The following is a 15,593-nucleotide window of genomic DNA, read 5'->3' as shown; positions in this document are numbered from 1 at the left end:
TCATGGCTGTTCTGCCCGCTGTTCGGTCTCGTGCGTTGATCGCCGTGATATTGCTTGCCGTCGGTCTCAGCGCGACGGCGTGCGGTTCCGGCTCCGACGACGCGAGCACCGAGCGCAACCTCTGCGCACCGCCCGGCCCGGCCGCCGCCTCCGCCGCGCCGACCAACCTGGCCTCGTCGGCCGCCGCGGGCAGCGACCGCTACACCACCGCGACCACCGCGCCGCTGACCTCGATCGACGTCTCGAAGCTCGGCTTGATCACGCCCGGCAAGCTCAGCGTCGGCACGCTCTCGGACGCGCCGCCGAGCATCTGCGTCGACCGGCAGGGCACGTTCACCGGCTTCGACAACGAGCTGCTGAAGGCGATCGGCGCGAAGCTCGGCCTCCAGGTGGAGTTCTCCGGCACCGAGTTCGCCGGGCTGCTCGCCCAGGTGTCCGGCGGTCGCTTCGACGTGGGCTCGTCCAACATCACCACCACCGACGCGCGCCGCCAGCTGGTCGGCTTCACCAACGGCTACGACTTCGGCTACTTCTCCCTGGTGGTGCCGAGCGGCAGCGGCATCAAGGGGTTCGCCGACCTGAACCGGAGCACACGGATCGCGGTGGTGCAGGGCACCGTGCAGGACGAGTTCGTCGTGAACCAGCTGCATCTGGACCCGGTGAAGTTCCCCGACTACAACACCGCCTACGCCAACTTGAAGTCCGGCCAGGTGGACGCCTGGGTGGCCCCGTCCGCCCAAGCGGAAGGCGCGATCAAGCCGGGCGACGGAACATCGGTGTCGCAGAACACCTTCAGCCTGGACAACTTCGTCGGCTACGCGGTCGCCAAGAACAACCAGCCGCTGATCGACGCGCTCAACAGCGGCCTGGACGCGGTGATCGCGGACGGCACCTACGCCAAGCTCTACACCGACTGGGTGCCACGGGAGCTGCCGCCGGGCTGGAAGCCGGGCTCGCGGGCCGCGCCCGCGCCGCAGCTGCCGGACTTCGCGGCGCTCGCGGCGGGCAAGAAAAAGGACGAGACGGAGCAGAACGCGCCGAAATCCACGGTGCAGCAGTTGCGGGAGACGTTCTTCGACTGGTCGCTGTACCGCAAGGCATTTCCCGATCTGTTGAAGACCGGCCTGCCCAATACCTTGATCCTCGCGGTGGTCTCGGGTGCGCTCGGCACCGTGATCGGCATGCTGCTCGCGGTCGCCGGTATTTCGCGGACTCGCTGGTTGCGCTGGCCCGCGCGGGTTTACACCGACATCTTCCGCGGTTTGCCCGCCGTGGTGATCATCCTGCTGATCGGTCTCGGCGTCGGGCCGGTGGTGCGCAACCTCACCGGCAACAACCCGTACTGGCTCGGTGCGGTCGCGCTGGCGTTGCTCGCCTCGGCCTACATCGGCGAGATCTTCCGCTCCGGCATCCAATCGGTCGAGGCCGGGCAGTTGGAGGCGGCGCGCGCCATCGGTTTCGGTTACCGCCAGGCGATGACGCTGGTGGTGATCCCGCAGGGCGTGCGCCGGGTGCTCCCGGCTCTGATGAACCAGTTCATCGCCCTCATCAAGGATTCCTCGCTGATCTACTTCCTCGGCCTGCTCGCCACCCAGCGCGAGCTGTTCGCCGTCGGCCGCGATCTCAACGCGCAGACCGGCAATCTCTCGCCGCTGGTCGCCGCCGGTCTGGCCTATCTGCTGCTCACCATCCCGCTCACCCACCTGGTGAACTACATCGACCGCCGGATGCGGACCGGCCGACCCGACCGGCCGATCGACCAGGTGGAGGCGGCCACGATCACGGAAGGGCGCGGATAGATGAGTGCCTCCCTCACCGGTACCGGACTGCATCTGACGCTCGGACACAACCACGTGCTGCGCGGGATCGACATCCACGTCGACGCGGGCAAGACCGTCACCGTCATCGGGCCGTCCGGGTCGGGCAAGTCGACCCTGCTGCGGGTGCTGAACCGGTTGTACGAGCCCGATCAGGGCGACGTGCTGCTGGACGGCAAGTCCGTGCTCACCGAGAATCCGGACCGGCTGCGGCAGCGTATCGGCATGGTGTTCCAGCATTTCAATCTGTTCCCGCACAAGACCGTCGCGGAGAACGTCGCGCTGGGCCCGCGCAAGCTGCGCGGCCTGTCCAAGGACCGAGCACGGGCGCTGGCCGTCGAGCAATTGGAGATCGTCGGTCTGGCCGACAAGGCCGATTCCCGTCCCGGGAACCTGTCCGGCGGGCAGCAGCAGCGCGTGGCCATCGCACGGGCGCTGGCGATGCAGCCGGAACTCATGTTCTTCGACGAGGCCACCTCGGCGCTGGATCCCGAGCTGGTGAAGGGCGTGCTCGGTTTGATGACCGACCTCGCCTCCGGCGGCATGTCGATGGTCGTGGTCACCCACGAGATGGGCTTCGCCCGCACGGTGTCCGACAGCGTGGTGTTCATGGATCAGGGGCAGGTCGTGGAGACCGGCACGCCCGACGCTTTGTTCGACGACGCGCGGACTCCGCGTTTGCAGAGGTTCCTCGCCCAGGTGCTCTGAGTCGGTAGCACATTCGGGGCAACTTTCATTGATGCGCATCTGCTAATGTATTTGTCATCACGATTCCAGCTATCCGCGCGAGGAAAGAGGGAAATTCGATGACCACAGCACACGCCCAGCACACCGGCCACGACCATGTGCACGGCCCGGACTGCGGGCACACGGCGTTCCAGCACGGCGATCACATCGACTACGCCCACGATGGTCATCTGCATCGCGAACACGCGGGTCACTACGACGAATGCGAGCGGTCCGAGCACTGCGAATGCCGCGATCACCCGCACCGGCACGGTCCGAACTGCGGCCACGAGGCCGTCCAGCACGGCGACCACGTCGACTACCTGCACGACGGCCATCGTCACGCCGCCCACGACGGTCACTTCGACGAGCACTGATTCGCGTCGGTCTCCGGTTCTAGAGTCGGGCGGGTGATCGAAGAACTCGAGATTCGTACCGGGGCGGGAACCTTCGACGTACTGGCCGCCGGCGCTCCCGGCGGACGGGAAGTGCTGTTGCTGCACGAGTTCCCCCAATGCGCACGGGAGTGGGAGTTCCAGCTCCGCGTGCTCGGCGGCGGCGGGTGCCGCGTCGTCGCGCCCGACCAGCGCGGGTACTCGCCGGGAGTGCGGCCGGAGCGAGCCGCCGACTATCGGCTCGAGGAACTGGTCGGCGACGTGGTCGCGATAGCCGACGCGCTGGGGTGGGAGCGCTTCGACCTGATCGGCCACGGCTGCGGCGCGCGGGTCGGATGGGCAGTGGCGGCGGAGCTGCCGGAGCGCGTCCGCACGTTCAGCGCGGTGTCGCATCCGCATCCTTCCGCGCTCCAGCAGGCGATAGCCGAGGACGAGGATCAAGCGTTGCGGTCCCACCATGTGATCGCCCTTCGGCAGCCGCGCACCGCGGAGCGGGCTCTGCTCGCCGACGACGCCGCCGCGCTGCGCCGGATCTTCGAGTGGAAGATCCCGGAGGAACGCGTCGAGGATTACGTGGGCCGGTTGTCGCGGCCCGGCGCGCTCACCGCCGCGTTGAACTGGTATCGCGCCATGGACCTCGCCGGTCCGACCGGCCCGGTGTGCGTTCCCACCTTGTACGTATGGGGCACCGAGGACGCGACCTTCGGCTCCACCGCGGCGCTGGCGACCGGAAAGTACGTCTCCGGCCCGTACCGATTCGAGATGCTCGAGGACGTCTCGCACTGGGTTCCGGAAGAGGCGCCCGAGGCGCTGACCCGCCTGCTGATCCAGCACCTGCTCGCCCATCGCGGGTGAATGCCTCGGCGGCGCTGTTCATCCCGCCGTTCCCCGCACACGGTGTGCGGACGGAGGGAAAGCTGAGTCTCGTCCACCGACAAGCAAGGGAGGTGAACCGTGGACGTCAAGGAAGTCAATCGGCGAACCATCGCCCAGTTCCGAGCGGGCGGCGAGATCGAGGGCATGCAACGCGACCGTCTGATCTTGCTGACCACGATCGGCCGCAGAACCGGCGCCCCGTACACCACCCCGCTGATGTTCCACCACGACGGCGACCGCCTGCTCGTCGTCGCTTCCAACATCGGTGCGCCGAAACATCCCGACTGGTACGTGAACCTGCGGGAGAACCCGCGCGTCACCGTCGAAGTGGGCGAGGAGAGCTATCCGGCGCTGGCCGCCCCGTTGACCGGCGACGACCGTGCCCGCACCTGGGCGATGCTGAAGAACGCCTATCCGTTCTTCGCCGAACACGAGATGCAGACGTCCCGGGTCATCCCGGTGGTCGCCCTCACGCGGGCGTGACGAGCACCGGACTAGCGGCGGGCGCGCGTGTCGGCCGCGTCGACTCGCCGGTCGGCGACCAGGTCGAGCAGGGCGGTCAGATTGTCGGGGTCGGTGGGGTCAACGGCCCCTTCCGGTAGAGCCAGCTCCGTGAGCCGTTGGCCCCGGTGGAAGGCGGCGGGGCGCAGCGGCGGCGCGTCGTCGGGTTGCCCGAGGATGGTGGCGAGGTTTCCGTCGTTGTCGTAGACGGCGTAGTAGCGCATTGGTGGGCTCCTCAGAGGCCGGTCGAGGCGGTCATCCAACTGGTGTTGCTGGTTCTCCTGGTTGCGAATCGTGATGGGTGACGGCGTTCGAGCTTATCCACACGTTCGAAGCTGAGTGTCGGTTTGCGCACTAGTTGCGTTACCCATTCTCGCGCGTTTCCCGCGGCATCGCTGCACGTAGACCGGTATATGGAGACCGCGCGGGATGGTTTGCCCGAGTTAGGCGCACACGGTGGCGAAGGCCGCCCAGAGCACCGGGGAATGCTCGATCCGGCCGATGTCGCGCCATGCGCTGAGACGGTCGCGCTGCCATTCGGCGATGGCGGTCACGGGGTCGGGTCGCTCGTGCGCCTCGTCGATGGCGCAGATCGTCTCCTGGAGCGGGTGGACCTGCGCCGGTGCGCCCGCGACGCGCTGAAAGGCGAAATCCGTGGGCAGCGGCCACCGGCTGGCGGTGACCAGTTCCGCGCCGCCGGTGATCATCGCGGCGGTCAAGCCGAGCGCTTCGCTGAACCGCAGGTCGCCGCCGCTCTCACAGGCGATCAGCGCGACCCGGCTCGGGATCGGCCACAGTCGTTGTCCGGCAACAGGTTCCGATTCGATGGTATGCGTTCCGAGCAGGAGGTCTTTGGCCGAGAGCGGCCGGTGGGTGCGGGACGGTTCCGCGAAGCCGACGGCATCGGCGGTGCAGGCGAGATGCAGTTCGGCGTCCTCACTGCGGCCCGATCCGGGCGCGGCGGCGGTGACGTGTCCGACGTAGAGCAAGCGGCTCGCGCCCGCGCGCAGGACGGAGCCGAGCCAGTCGCGATCGACATCCGTGCGCCGGAAGGTCTCGACCGGGTTCGCTACCGCGGGGCGCAAGCGGTCGTTCGCGGTGTACATCGCCATTCGTTGTGCGAGCGGGGCTTCAGCGGTCATCCGGCCCAGCACCGAGCCGAGCGTCGAATCGGCGCGGAAGCCGGGAACGCGCGGATCCAGCACCGCGACGACCGGCCGCGCGGCGGTCTCGGTCCAAGTGCGGGCGATCCGTCCGGGCGCTTGCGCGACGCCGGCAGGCGCGAGCAGGCTGACGTCGGCGATGTCGATCAGCCGGACGTCGCGATCCGGCGCGACGAGTTCCCACGGCACCTGGGCGACACGCGGTGACGGTTGCAGCCGGATATGCGGGCGCACGCCGCGCTGCCACAGCTCGTAGAGCTGTGCGGCCAGGCCATAAGGCAAAAGTGCTCGCGAAAGCGCCTGTGCGACGGCATATTCCCGTTCGTAGTCGGCGAACGCGCCGGTGGTGAGCGCCTGCTCGAGACCGCCGGGCTCGGCGGGACGCGGCAGCGCGTCGGCGAGCAGTCCGACCGCCCGCATCGCCGCGTCCTCCGGGAGCACTCCCGCGCCGCGAGGCGCGCTGTCGTCGACCCATCGCCACGACACGTAGATGTCTCCCGCGTCCGCCATGCGGACCAGCACCGTCGGTCGCGTCATACCGTCAGCACCCGATCGTCGCGGATCACCCGGCCGTAGCGCTGTTCGGCGGCGGCGATGAACGGCGCGAGCGCGATTCGGCCTTCCGCGGCAAGTGCCAGGCGCGGTGGCGGAGCGACCGGCAGACCCGCTCCGGCCGCGACCTCTGCCAAGGCGGCGCCCAGTTGCAGGGCGGCGTTGCCGGGATGATCGGTGAAGTCCTCCGGCGGGTCGAGCAGATCGAGCGGAAGCCGTGTGCGAGTCGCCCGTTCGGTGCGATCGAGCGCCAAAGCTGTCCCAGCGCACTGTGTTTCGACCAAATCGGTGACGAGGACACCGTTGCCGGAAAGGTAGGCGAAGCGGAACGCAAGCCGCATCGCGGGGTCGGCGATCTGCCGGTTCCACTGCTCGCGCTGCGTACCGTTCGGCAAGGTGTGGCGCACGGCGTCGATGGCCAGGGCGGCGGGAACGGCGATCCCCACAGCGCGCCAGAGCAACTCCGCGGGCGGCGACTCGGACGCGTCGATCGCGCCTTCCAGGAGCGTCGCGTGCCAGAAATCGAGCTGGGCGCAGTGCAGGCCTAGGCCACGCTCGGCATAGACCGCGAACGCGGCGGCGAGCAATTCCTCGCACTCTGCGACCCGCCCGGACTTGAACGCCACGGTGGCGGAACGAATGCGCAGGTCGGCGGCATCCAGTACGGCGCTAGACGTGACGAAATACGAGAGGCTCCGCCCGTAGAGATCCTGGGCGTCCGCCAGATCGCCGCGGCCCTCGGCGAGAAATCCCATGGTCTTGAGTCCGACCCCGGCCCGATACCCCAGCCCGGCCTGCTCGAAATAGGCCTGACTGGATCGCAGCGGCGCCTCGGCCTCGTCGTACCGCTCGAGGCGGACGAGCATGGTGGCGAGATTCTGTTCGGTCTCGGCGACCGCGTTGCGGTCGCCCGCGGACTCGAACGCGGCGAGCGCTTGCCGCGTGAAATCGACGGCCAGGTCGCGGCGTCCGGTCTCGAAGTAGGTGGCGGCGAGATTCATCAGCGGGTGACCCGCCAGTTGCGGCGCGAAACGCTGTGCCGCGTCGAGTGATTCGGTGGCGATCTCGGCGGCGTAGGCCCAGTTCTGCCGGTGCAGTGCGACGGCGGTCAGGGAGAGCAGGCAGGCCACGCGCAGCACGCCGAGATCGGTGTCGGTGTTGTCGGCGAGCAAGGCGCGTGCTTGCTCCAGCGCCGCTTGCGCCGCGTCGAGATCGCCCAGATGCTGGAGCGCTTGCGACATGTTGACCAGGGCATTCGGGCGCAATCGCGGTGCGTGTTCGGGCATCTCGGCCAACGCCGAGCGGTAGAGGGCGAGCGAGGCGGCGTGGTCGCCGAGTTCGTCGGCCATGCTCGCGGCGTTGATGATCGCGCCGAGCCGGATATCGCCGGTTGTTCGTTCAGCGGCGTCCTCGAACAGGCGTTTCGCCTCGGCGGGGTCGCCGCGGGTGTATGCGGCGGCGCCAGCGGCGAGCAGTTCCCGGCCGTCGTCCGGAGTCGCCTCGGTCATATCAGAAGTCCGAATCCGATGCGGCAGCGGCGATTTCCGCCAGCAGGAGCGAGTCGGCGGAGTTGCCGGATGCTTCGTCCGCGCGGTGCAGCCGCGTCGTGACCAGGTCGCGAATCCGCGCTCGGCGCGTCGCCGCGTCCGGCTCCTGTTCGTCCACGCCGACGCCCGGGACGTAGATGTGCACGGTCACGCCCGCTTCCGCTCCGGCCGGAGCCGTGCTCTCGGCCCGCCAGAGCTCGCCGTCGCGGATCAGCGGCACGTCGGCGGCGTCCGCCGGAGTGCGAATTCCGGCCCTGGGATGCAGGTGTGCCGGTAGGTCCGTTGGCGAAAGTGGGGCGGCGACCGCGCTCACCCGCACTATCGTGGTCCCCGCCGCGCGCACCACTTCCCAGGACACGGCGCGCTCCGAGGCGTCGAGCAGGCCCGGCGGGCAGCGATGCCAGTCCCAGCCCGCGCTGCCCCTGGCCAGGACGAGAGCGCCGGGCGCGACGATGGTGGCCGGTCCGGCGGCGAGCGCGTAATCCTCCGCGCGGCCGAGTGCCCGCGCGGCCGTGCGTTCTTCGGGAGTCGCGTCGGCGCCGTCGACGATCAGATCGCATTCCTCGCTCAGCGTGGCTATCTCGTCTTCCAGCAGGTCTTCGTCCAGCGGGGCGATGCCGTCCAGAGTCGACGCGGGCCACCAGCGTGCCGCCCAGCGGGCGTAGCCGAGCCGCCAGGCATGCGCGGCGAGGTCGGGCAGTGCGGGCTCGGCCGTGTATTCCCCTTCACTGCCGCTCGTTTCGTCGAGAGCGATGGCCACCTCTGGGCCGTACACCGCCCAGATCCACTCCTGTGCGAGGTCGATGTCGTCGAGCACCGCCGCCGGGGTCGTCTGCCCGCTGAGCAGGCTCCACGTCAGATGCCCGCCCGCCACCTCGAGCACGAGCACGTCCACCCCGGCCGCGCCGTCCACGACGGTCGGAGCGTCGTCCGGCGCGATGATCCACAGGCCGTCGCGGCGGCGGATGCGTACGGTCGTCATCAGCTCGCCTTCGTTTCCGCCGCGTCCGGCTCACCCACGCTCGCCCGCACGCTCAGCGCCCGCTTGACCCGCGTGCGATGGTCCAGGATCACCGAACGCGCCACACCGTCGAGCAGATCCCACAGCTCGTCCGGATCGTAAACGGCGAACTCTCGGACATCTCTGCCGTGCAAGCGGACCCACAAGCGCCGCAGGTACGGCTGCCACGGCGTGATCAGCTCGGCGGCGATGGCGGCCAGCGGACCGGTGGGCCGCTCGGCGGACACCACCAGCCGCCGCGCCTGCAACACGTATGCTTCCCGCTGCCAGCGGCTGTTCACCACCTGATGCGCCGTGGATTGCGTTGTTTCCGTCGCTGTTTCGGCTAGACGTAGCCGCGGTCGGCCCGTCGACTGTTCACGACGGTGCTCGATGGGCGCCAAACCGGTCGCCAGCGCGGTCCCCGCCGTCGCTGTTACGCGCAGCGACTCGTCCAGCAGCGCCCACGGTGCACAACTCCGCGCGATCTCGGCGTCGACCAGCTCGGGGATCGGCGGCAGCTCCGCGCGCTCGGTGGATGCCTGGAGCACGGTGAACACCCGCTCGTACACGGTGCGATCGAACGGGAGCCCGAGGGTCGATTTCGAGGCCGAAGAACCGATCGCGGGGCGAGGCGGCACCGGATGCGTGGTCAACCCGAGTTCCTGAGCGGACGCGTCCTGCCACAGCCGGATCCCCGCGTGCGTACCCGCATGGGCGGCGATCAGCCGGTCCAGGGTCTCCTGTCCGTCGGCGTCCTCACCGAGTCGTGCGGCCGCACAGGCTTCCAGCAGCTCGTCCACCTCCGCGTCGTGGTCACCGCCCGGCGGGCCGGTGAGCGGACGCCGCCGCCAGGCCAGCTCGAGCAGACCGGCCAGCTCCCGTTCCCGCTCGCGGTCGGTGAGGTATTCCTTCAGCGCTTGCGTGGTGCGTCCGGCGGTGTACTCGTGGATCTCGCGCAGTGCGTCCTCCGCGACTCCGCGCGCCCGCGCCGGATCCGGCATACCCGAGGTGGTCGCCAGCTCGAAACAGCGCTGGAAATACAGATCCTGCGGGTGCCCCTCGGTGATCCGCAGCGTCCGCCGCACCTGCTTGAGCACCGTGAACCAGGCCGCCGTCGCACGCAGTACATCGGCCGCCGCCTGAATGCGCGCCTCCAACAACACCGCGCCATCCGCCGTCAGGATCGGCCCCGCGCACAACGGATGCTGCACGGGCCGGATCACCAACGGGTCGAGCACGAGCTTCACCGTCCGGCGCAGCGGACCCCCGTGCGGGCCGCTGAGCGGTTCGACACCCTCGAGCCTGCGCCACACCTCATCGAGCACCATGGCGCGCGGTCGTCGCATGCGTGCAGTGTATTGCCGCGACTCTCGTCCCGGCGGGTTCGCGGCAACCTCACGACGGATTCCTCGGCGTCGGTCGTACACGAACCGGCGCCGCAAGCAGTCGCGCTGCTACCTGTGCGGAGCACTTATCTCTTCAAGGGCTCCGAGGTAAGCCGTCACCACCAGGAACGGACGTTTCGTATCGGACACCGAATTGTCCACACTCACTGTCGGTTTCAGATCTGCCAGTCGTAACATCCAGCCGCTGACGGCCGAAGAGAACCCTGAACAGGAGGAGATTCTATGAAGAAAGTGTTGACTACCGCTGTACGCGTCGCGGCGGCCGGTGTTTCGGGTTTGGCATTCGTCGCAATTGTCGGTTCCGGGACCGCCCAAGCGGCGCCGCAGGATTGCGTCGTCGAGCGAGACCTTTTCGGTGCGTCGACGACTTGCCAACCCGACGGAGGAAGCAACTACGTCTTGCACGTCGACTGCTTCGGCCTCTACGCCAGCGGGCCGTTCCCGCAGTATGGTGTCGGCTCCTATCAAGCGCTCAGCTACCCCTTCACGCCGAGCGGCCAGCGCGTCACCACGGGATGCACGGGAATGGGTCCCGGTGTGGTGGCGGTGGCGACCAACGCTTACGTCGAGATTTATCGCGGTTAGGTTCTGTCTCGAAGTGGTGTGACTTCGAACTGGGTGTGGCTTACCACACACCATTGAATCCGGGGCCTAAGGTCTGACTCGGTCCGCCCATCGGGGGCAGCTGAGTGGAGGGATTCGAAGAATGAAGTTCGAGAAGATCACCGCTGCCGTTTTCCTGGCCGTCTCGGCCGTGGGTATCACCGCGGCGACCGCCCATGCGGAACCGGCCATAACGGAGCAGCCGACTGCGGGGTACACGACTTCCGGTGTGGATCACGGAATCCCCTACGAGATCACTGTTTCGCCAGTCGACGGCGTCGTTACCATTACCGTCGAGAACGGCAGGTTCGAGATCGCACAGAACGGTGCGGTGGTGCTCGAGTCCGGCGACGGAGCGGCAGTGACCGAAGTGCCGCAACAGTACGACGTCGACGGGCATTCGATCGCGATCGCGCAGCACATCGGCGCGGACGGCCGCACCCTGACCTCGACACCGACCGCAGAAGATACCGCGCAGCTGAAGGACATCAGCTCCTACGACCGGCTCAAGGAGCAGATCAACAAGAACCTGCCCGGCGTCGTCGCCGGTGCCATCGTGGGCGGTCTCCTCGGGGCGTGCGTGATCCTGGTCTGGGGAGTCAGCATCCCCATCGGTGCGCTGATCGGTGGAACCATCGGCGGATACGCCATGGGCGGCCCGGAGTTCCTCGATGCCGTACAGGGGTTTGTCGCCAACCAGGGCAGGTGAGAGAGCGGCCGACTCGACACAGCCGGTCGCCCGCGGACCCGGCCGCACTGTACGAGCCCTCCCGCTGTGCACGACCGCGACGAGGACATCACTGGAAGGTTCGCAGTCTGCGACGCCCATGTTGTGCCGCTGACACCAAATCTAGTGACACTAGATTGTCAAGCAATGCTACAGTCGGTCTATGGGGATCCAGACGCGACGAGAGCGTGAGCGCGCCGAGCGGCACCGGCTGATCATCGACACCGCTCGGGAGTTGGCCGAGTCGCAGGGCTGGGACGCGGTGACTGTGCGCAGGTTGGCGGAACGGATCGAATACAGCCAGCCTGTGCTGTATTCGCATTTCGCGGGCAAGGATGAGATCGTCACGGCGGTCGCCGAGGAGGGTATCGCGGAGATGGCCGCGTGGAGCCGCGCGGCGTTGGAGTCCGCGGGCGGTGAGCCGCGCGCGGCGTTGGCGGCGGTGGCGCGGTCCTACCTCGAGTTCGCGACCGCGCGGCCCGCGCTCTACGACGCGATGTTCCTGATGAAGGTGAACCTCGCGTTCGGCGAGAATGCCTCGCAGCCGCTGCGGGACGCGTTCGCCGTCATGTTCGCCGCTTTCTCACCGTTCGCGGGCGAGCACGATCCGGAGACTTTCACCGAGGTCGGTTGGAGCGCCCTGCACGGCCTGGCGACCCTGGACCGCGGCGGACGTCTGCGACCGGCTCAGCGGGACGCCCGTGTGGCGGTGTTGATCGACCAGTGGACCCGGTAGACCTCTGCCGTAGTGAGCGCACCGATCTGGGTCGTCATTTCTGCCCTGGCTCGGGCGCTCCTAGAACTCTTGTCTGCCAGAGACTCTTACATCCCTGATTTCGTCGCGTAGTTCCGTACGCGGTTTGTGACCGATTCGCGGTTTCGGCGAGCCGCGGTTTCCTGTTTCCGGTGCGCCGAATCCAGGTCAGGCCGGAAACGGCCATTTTTCGCCCCATCGCATCGCGCGGTACGCGGCAGAGGGGTGCGTCTGTACGGGTGGCCTCGGTGTGCGGCCGTGATGCCGCCGCTCGAGCTGCGGCGGCGTCACCGGGCAGCTGGTCGGATCGCCCGCGTCGAGGTGGGGTTGTCGGGTGCCGTCGATCGCCGAACCCGAAGCGGTCGGGCTGCCCGCAACTCGGTCGACGAGGGCCGGGACCGGCGCGGTCGGGCTGCCCGCAACCCGGTCGACGAGTGCCGGAGGGTAATGAGCCCCAGTCCCACCGGCGGATCCGGCGGACCGAAGACCTGTCAGCGTCAGGTGACGGGCTTGCCGGGCGACGGTGTCCGCTCGGTCGGAAACGCATGTGCGGCTTGCTGATCCGAGCGAGATCCTGCGGTAGCGATCGGAAATCTAGCAAAGCTAGACAAGATAGCGAGCGAATGTTACCGTTGCTCCAGTTCCTAACGACGCTAGAATTTGGAAAGCGAGCCGAGAATGCTCATCGTCACCGGCCAGATCATCGCCGCCGCCGCCGTTGTCTCGAACGCCATCGTCTATGGCACCGATGTCTCCGTGGCCATGATCACCCGATCGGTCTACCGCAAGCTCGACGACGCGACCGTGACCATGAGTGCGGGATGGGGTCACTACTACGGCGACAGACGCATGCCGGTCGTCGGCGTGGTCGGTGTGGTCAGCGCGGTACTCACGCTGCTGATCGCGTTGTGGGCCGGGCAGATCGGCGCCGCTGTCGCGGCGGGGATCACGGTGGCGGCACTGCTCACCTGGCTGGCCTTCTACGTCCGCATCGCCAAGCCGATCAATTCCCAGCAGACCGCCGCCGCGCGAAGCGGCATCATCCCGGCCAATGCCCGTGCCCTGCAAGACAAGTGGGACAGCATTCTGAAATACCGGGTCACCCTGCAGTTCGTCGCCATCGCCGGACTGTGCGCAGCGCTGATCCTGTTCTGACCTCAGAGCACGCGGCAGGCAACAGCTTGCGCTTCCCGCGCCCGACAACTCACAGCTGATCGCCGGGCACACATCTGATATCGAATCCACCAAGGAGTAACCGACATGACCTTCACCATCAACGAACAGCAATTCCTCGCCGAGGCCGGGATCGGTCGGCTGGCCACGGTGTCGCCCGACGGCGTCGTGCAGAACAACCCGACCAGCTATCGGGTGAACGCCGACGGCACGATCGACATCGGGGGCATGCGGATGCGCGCCAGTCGAAAGTACCGCAATGTCGAGGCAGGCAGCCGGGTCTCGTTCGTCATCGACCAACAGGTTTCCTTGGAGCCATACGTGATTCGCGGCATCGAGGTACGCGGCACCGCCGAGGCGCTCGATGACGAGGAGCCACCGTTCCCTCCCCAGGAACGCGCGATCATCCGAATTCACCCCGAACAAATCATCTCCTGGGGCATCGACGGCGGACCCTTCGACTTCACCAGTCGCCGCGCCGAGTAGCCAGGAGTGCCGATCGGCATAGCGGGTGTGCGAGTGGGGCGATCGTCGCAACCTCCCGAATCGGGAGTGTTGCGACGATCGCGTGAACACGCCATATCCGGGCCGTAGAGCCTCGTTCCCCACTGGTCGGGCGCGCCCTTGCCGTCGGCGGCGCACCAACCGAGTGTGTCCGAGGCAATCGCGGTGGCGGCACCGCCTGACGGCTTGACCCTCACGCAGCGTGAGGCCGGAAGGTGGGGTGCATGAGTGATTACTACAACGCGTTCGAGATCAGTCCCGTGCCCGATCCCGGCCCGGACGCGGTCCCGCCGGAGCCGTTTCGTGGCATTTATGGAATGCCCGCGTTCGTGACTATCCCCACGAGCGATTTGGCGGCGTCGGTGGATTTCTGGATTCGTGGGCTCGGGTTCTTCGAGCTGTTCAGCATCCCCGGTCGGGTTGTGCATCTGCGCCGGTGGGCCTTTCAGGACGTACTCCTCGTCCCGGCGGGGAGCGTTCCGGAGCAGGCGCCGGCGGTGAGCTTCAGTTTCGCGTGCGTGCTCAGCCAGGTGGACTCCCTTGTTGAGAACTGTCGTGCGTTGCGCCCGAACTCGGTCGATGGTCCACGGGATACCCCTTGGAACACCCGTGATGTGGAGGTGATCACCCCTGAGAACGCGCGGATCGTTTTCACTGCGGCGAAGCCCTTCGATCCGGCCAGTCAGGAGGCGCGGAATCTCGAGGCTGTCGGGATCACCCCACCGGGTGTCGGTCGCGGCGACAATGTTGAGCATGCCTGATGCCACTGACGCCGATGGCCTGACCGTCGGTCAGGTCTCGACGCGTCTGGGCGTGACAGTCCGCGCGCTGCACCACTGGGATGAGATCGGTCTGGCGCGCCCGTCGCTGCGGACGGTTGCCGGATATCGGCTCTACACCGCAGGTGATCTGGAACGCCTGCACCGCATCGTCGTCTACCGTGAGCTCGGTCTCGGCCTGGACAGGATCCGAGCAATCTTGGATGATTCGGCCGCAGACGTGCCCGGCGCATTGCGCGCGCAGCGCACCCAGATCGCCGAACGGATCGACCGGCTCCAGCAACTCGGCGCCGGACTGGATCGGATGATCGACGCCCACGAGCGCGGCCTGCTGCTGACCGTGGAGCAGCAGGCCGCGATCTTCGGCCCCCAGTGGCAGCCGGACTGGCCCGCCCAAGCCCGTCAGCGCTACGGAGACACGACGCAATGGCAGCAGTACGCCGAACGCGCAGCCTCTCGCGGTCCGGAGGAATGGCAGGCCATCGCCGACGCCATGGCCGACCTCGACCGTGCCCTCGGGGATGCGATGGAAGCCGGGGTCACACCGGGGAGCCCAGAAGCGAATCAGCTCGTCGAGCGGCACCGCGAAGTCTTCGCTTCGTACTTTCCACTCACCAGGCAGATGCAGGTCTGTCTCGGCCGCAGGTACGAGGCTGACCCGGGATTCGCCGCCCACTACGACGGCATCCGCGCAGGCCTTGCCACGTGGTTCCGTCGAATCATCGACGCCAGCGCGCGCGCCCACGACATCGACCCGGACACCGCGAACTGGGAGTAGAGCGGGGGCGGAGTCATCCGAAACGGATGAACGATCGCACGGGTTGTCACTTCACTTTCGCAGTTTTGGGCAAACGAGTGTTCGACGCGTACGGCGATGTCTCGGCTACCGACTACGGGCGCGCGGCCAACCCCGCCGGACAGCGTGTAAAGAGTCTTTACAGTCCCGCACTCCAGCGCTGACCACCCCGCCACGACCAGGAGAACCCGATCTGTAAGCGGCTACTTAAGACTGGTGGTAGGGCTCGATCCCGGCCAGGATCAGTCCCAGGTACCCGGTGGGAGGCTCT

Annotated in this window: 17 protein-coding genes; 12 read left to right on the top strand and 5 right to left on the bottom strand. The window is 67.7% G+C overall.

Annotated features, from left to right (window positions below; all coding sequences use genetic code 11):
• Window positions 1-2 precede the first annotated feature (2 nt).
• The 5 genes from AB0L97_RS02735 to AB0L97_RS02715 all read left to right on the top strand — a co-directional run bounded on the left by AB0L97_RS02735 (window position 3) and on the right by AB0L97_RS02715 (window position 4,297).
• Window positions 3-1,799 carry an ABC transporter substrate-binding protein/permease gene (locus AB0L97_RS02735; protein ID WP_355071214.1) on the top strand — a complete coding sequence of 599 codons (1,797 nt, stop codon included), beginning with the start codon at window positions 3-5 and terminating at the stop codon, window positions 1,797-1,799.
• Window positions 1,800-2,525: an amino acid ABC transporter ATP-binding protein gene (locus AB0L97_RS02730; protein ID WP_355071216.1), complete on the top strand. Its 726-nt coding sequence runs from the start codon at window positions 1,800-1,802 to the stop codon at window positions 2,523-2,525.
• 98 nt (window positions 2,526-2,623) lie between these two features.
• The gene (locus AB0L97_RS02725; protein ID WP_355071217.1) at window positions 2,624-2,920 is read left to right on the top strand and encodes a hypothetical protein; all 297 of its coding nucleotides are present in this window, start codon (window positions 2,624-2,626) and stop codon (window positions 2,918-2,920) included.
• A gap of 33 nt (window positions 2,921-2,953) precedes the next feature.
• Window positions 2,954-3,793 (top strand): alpha/beta hydrolase, encoded by an 840-nt coding sequence (locus AB0L97_RS02720; RefSeq protein ID WP_364424806.1) that lies wholly within the window; start codon window positions 2,954-2,956, stop codon window positions 3,791-3,793.
• Window positions 3,794-3,892: 99 nt separating this feature from the next.
• Window positions 3,893-4,297, top strand: a complete 405-nt coding sequence (locus AB0L97_RS02715) for a nitroreductase family deazaflavin-dependent oxidoreductase (RefSeq protein ID WP_356963070.1) — start codon at window positions 3,893-3,895, stop codon at window positions 4,295-4,297.
• Window positions 4,298-4,308: 11 nt separating this feature from the next.
• Here AB0L97_RS02715 and AB0L97_RS02710 read toward each other — a convergent pair whose 3' ends face one another.
• The 5 genes from AB0L97_RS02710 to AB0L97_RS02690 form a co-directional block, all read right to left on the bottom strand.
• Window positions 4,309-4,539 (bottom strand): hypothetical protein, encoded by a 231-nt coding sequence (locus AB0L97_RS02710; RefSeq protein WP_355071223.1) that lies wholly within the window; start codon window positions 4,537-4,539, stop codon window positions 4,309-4,311.
• 219 nt (window positions 4,540-4,758) lie between these two features.
• The gene (locus AB0L97_RS02705; RefSeq protein ID WP_364424805.1) at window positions 4,759-6,015 is read right to left on the bottom strand and encodes a CHAT domain-containing protein; all 1,257 of its coding nucleotides are present in this window, start codon (window positions 6,013-6,015) and stop codon (window positions 4,759-4,761) included.
• Window positions 6,012-7,538, bottom strand: coding sequence for a tetratricopeptide repeat protein (locus AB0L97_RS02700; RefSeq protein ID WP_364424804.1), 1,527 nt, complete (start codon window positions 7,536-7,538; stop codon window positions 6,012-6,014). The genes AB0L97_RS02705 and AB0L97_RS02700 overlap by 4 nt, the downstream gene beginning before the upstream one ends.
• Window position 7,539: 1 nt before the next feature.
• A complete protein-coding gene (locus AB0L97_RS02695; RefSeq protein ID WP_364424803.1) occupies window positions 7,540-8,559 on the bottom strand; it encodes a hypothetical protein in 1,020 nt (339 codons plus the stop codon).
• The gene (locus AB0L97_RS02690) at window positions 8,559-9,908 is read right to left on the bottom strand and encodes a hypothetical protein (RefSeq protein WP_364424875.1); all 1,350 of its coding nucleotides are present in this window, start codon (window positions 9,906-9,908) and stop codon (window positions 8,559-8,561) included. Before AB0L97_RS02690 ends, AB0L97_RS02695 begins: the two co-directional genes overlap by 1 nt.
• Before the next feature lie 300 nt (window positions 9,909-10,208).
• Here AB0L97_RS02690 and AB0L97_RS02685 point away from each other — a divergent pair, with 300 nt between their 5' ends.
• The 7 genes from AB0L97_RS02685 (at window position 10,209) to AB0L97_RS02655 (ending at window position 15,304) form a co-directional block, all read left to right on the top strand.
• A complete protein-coding gene (locus tag AB0L97_RS02685; RefSeq protein WP_355071230.1) occupies window positions 10,209-10,571 on the top strand; it encodes a hypothetical protein in 363 nt (120 codons plus the stop codon).
• A 121-nt stretch (window positions 10,572-10,692) separates the two neighbouring features.
• Complete coding sequence (locus tag AB0L97_RS02680; RefSeq protein ID WP_364424802.1) at window positions 10,693-11,298, top strand: hypothetical protein; 606 nt, start codon at window positions 10,693-10,695, stop codon at window positions 11,296-11,298.
• A 181-nt stretch (window positions 11,299-11,479) separates the two neighbouring features.
• The gene (locus AB0L97_RS02675; protein ID WP_355071236.1) at window positions 11,480-12,052 is read left to right on the top strand and encodes a TetR/AcrR family transcriptional regulator; all 573 of its coding nucleotides are present in this window, start codon (window positions 11,480-11,482) and stop codon (window positions 12,050-12,052) included.
• 696 nt (window positions 12,053-12,748) lie between these two features.
• Complete coding sequence (locus tag AB0L97_RS02670; RefSeq protein ID WP_355071238.1) at window positions 12,749-13,225, top strand: DUF1772 domain-containing protein; 477 nt, start codon at window positions 12,749-12,751, stop codon at window positions 13,223-13,225.
• Window positions 13,226-13,330: 105 nt separating this feature from the next.
• Window positions 13,331-13,729 (top strand): PPOX class F420-dependent oxidoreductase, encoded by a 399-nt coding sequence (locus AB0L97_RS02665; RefSeq protein WP_364424801.1) that lies wholly within the window; start codon window positions 13,331-13,333, stop codon window positions 13,727-13,729.
• A 242-nt stretch (window positions 13,730-13,971) separates the two neighbouring features.
• Entirely contained in the window at window positions 13,972-14,508 is a 537-nt protein-coding gene (locus tag AB0L97_RS02660) for a VOC family protein (protein WP_364424800.1), read from the top strand.
• On the top strand, window positions 14,501-15,304 hold the full coding sequence (locus AB0L97_RS02655; RefSeq protein WP_364424799.1) for a MerR family transcriptional regulator: 804 nt from the start codon (window positions 14,501-14,503) through the stop codon (window positions 15,302-15,304). The genes AB0L97_RS02660 and AB0L97_RS02655 overlap by 8 nt, the downstream gene beginning before the upstream one ends.
• Window positions 15,305-15,593 lie beyond the last annotated feature (289 nt).

The organism is Nocardia sp. NPDC051911 (genome assembly GCF_040681035.1).
GTDB classification, from domain to species: domain Bacteria; phylum Actinomycetota; class Actinomycetes; order Mycobacteriales; family Mycobacteriaceae; genus Nocardia; species Nocardia sichangensis.
Note: the sequence above shows the minus strand (reverse complement) of the source record. Positions and strands in the feature narration are given on the sequence as shown.

Coding starts and splice junctions, on each gene's coding strand:
- AB0L97_RS02710 (WP_355071223.1), bottom strand. CDS start 4,539: ATGCGCTACTACGCCGTCTACGACAACGACGGAAACCTCGCCACCATC.
- AB0L97_RS02660 (WP_364424800.1), top strand. CDS start 13,972: ATGAGTGATTACTACAACGCGTTCGAGATCAGTCCCGTGCCCGATCCC.
- AB0L97_RS02680 (WP_364424802.1), top strand. CDS start 10,693: ATGAAGTTCGAGAAGATCACCGCTGCCGTTTTCCTGGCCGTCTCGGCC.
- AB0L97_RS02655 (WP_364424799.1), top strand. CDS start 14,501: ATGCCTGATGCCACTGACGCCGATGGCCTGACCGTCGGTCAGGTCTCG.
- AB0L97_RS02705 (WP_364424805.1), bottom strand. CDS start 6,015: ATGACGCGACCGACGGTGCTGGTCCGCATGGCGGACGCGGGAGACATC.
- AB0L97_RS02675 (WP_355071236.1), top strand. CDS start 11,480: ATGGGGATCCAGACGCGACGAGAGCGTGAGCGCGCCGAGCGGCACCGG.
- AB0L97_RS02730 (WP_355071216.1), top strand. CDS start 1,800: ATGAGTGCCTCCCTCACCGGTACCGGACTGCATCTGACGCTCGGACAC.
- AB0L97_RS02695 (WP_364424803.1), bottom strand. CDS start 8,559: ATGACGACCGTACGCATCCGCCGCCGCGACGGCCTGTGGATCATCGCG.
- AB0L97_RS02670 (WP_355071238.1), top strand. CDS start 12,749: ATGCTCATCGTCACCGGCCAGATCATCGCCGCCGCCGCCGTTGTCTCG.
- AB0L97_RS02700 (WP_364424804.1), bottom strand. CDS start 7,538: ATGACCGAGGCGACTCCGGACGACGGCCGGGAACTGCTCGCCGCTGGC.
- AB0L97_RS02735 (WP_355071214.1), top strand. CDS start 3: ATGGCTGTTCTGCCCGCTGTTCGGTCTCGTGCGTTGATCGCCGTGATA.
- AB0L97_RS02665 (WP_364424801.1), top strand. CDS start 13,331: ATGACCTTCACCATCAACGAACAGCAATTCCTCGCCGAGGCCGGGATC.
- AB0L97_RS02690 (WP_364424875.1), bottom strand. CDS start 9,908: ATGGTGCTCGATGAGGTGTGGCGCAGGCTCGAGGGTGTCGAACCGCTC.
- AB0L97_RS02685 (WP_355071230.1), top strand. CDS start 10,209: ATGAAGAAAGTGTTGACTACCGCTGTACGCGTCGCGGCGGCCGGTGTT.
- AB0L97_RS02725 (WP_355071217.1), top strand. CDS start 2,624: ATGACCACAGCACACGCCCAGCACACCGGCCACGACCATGTGCACGGC.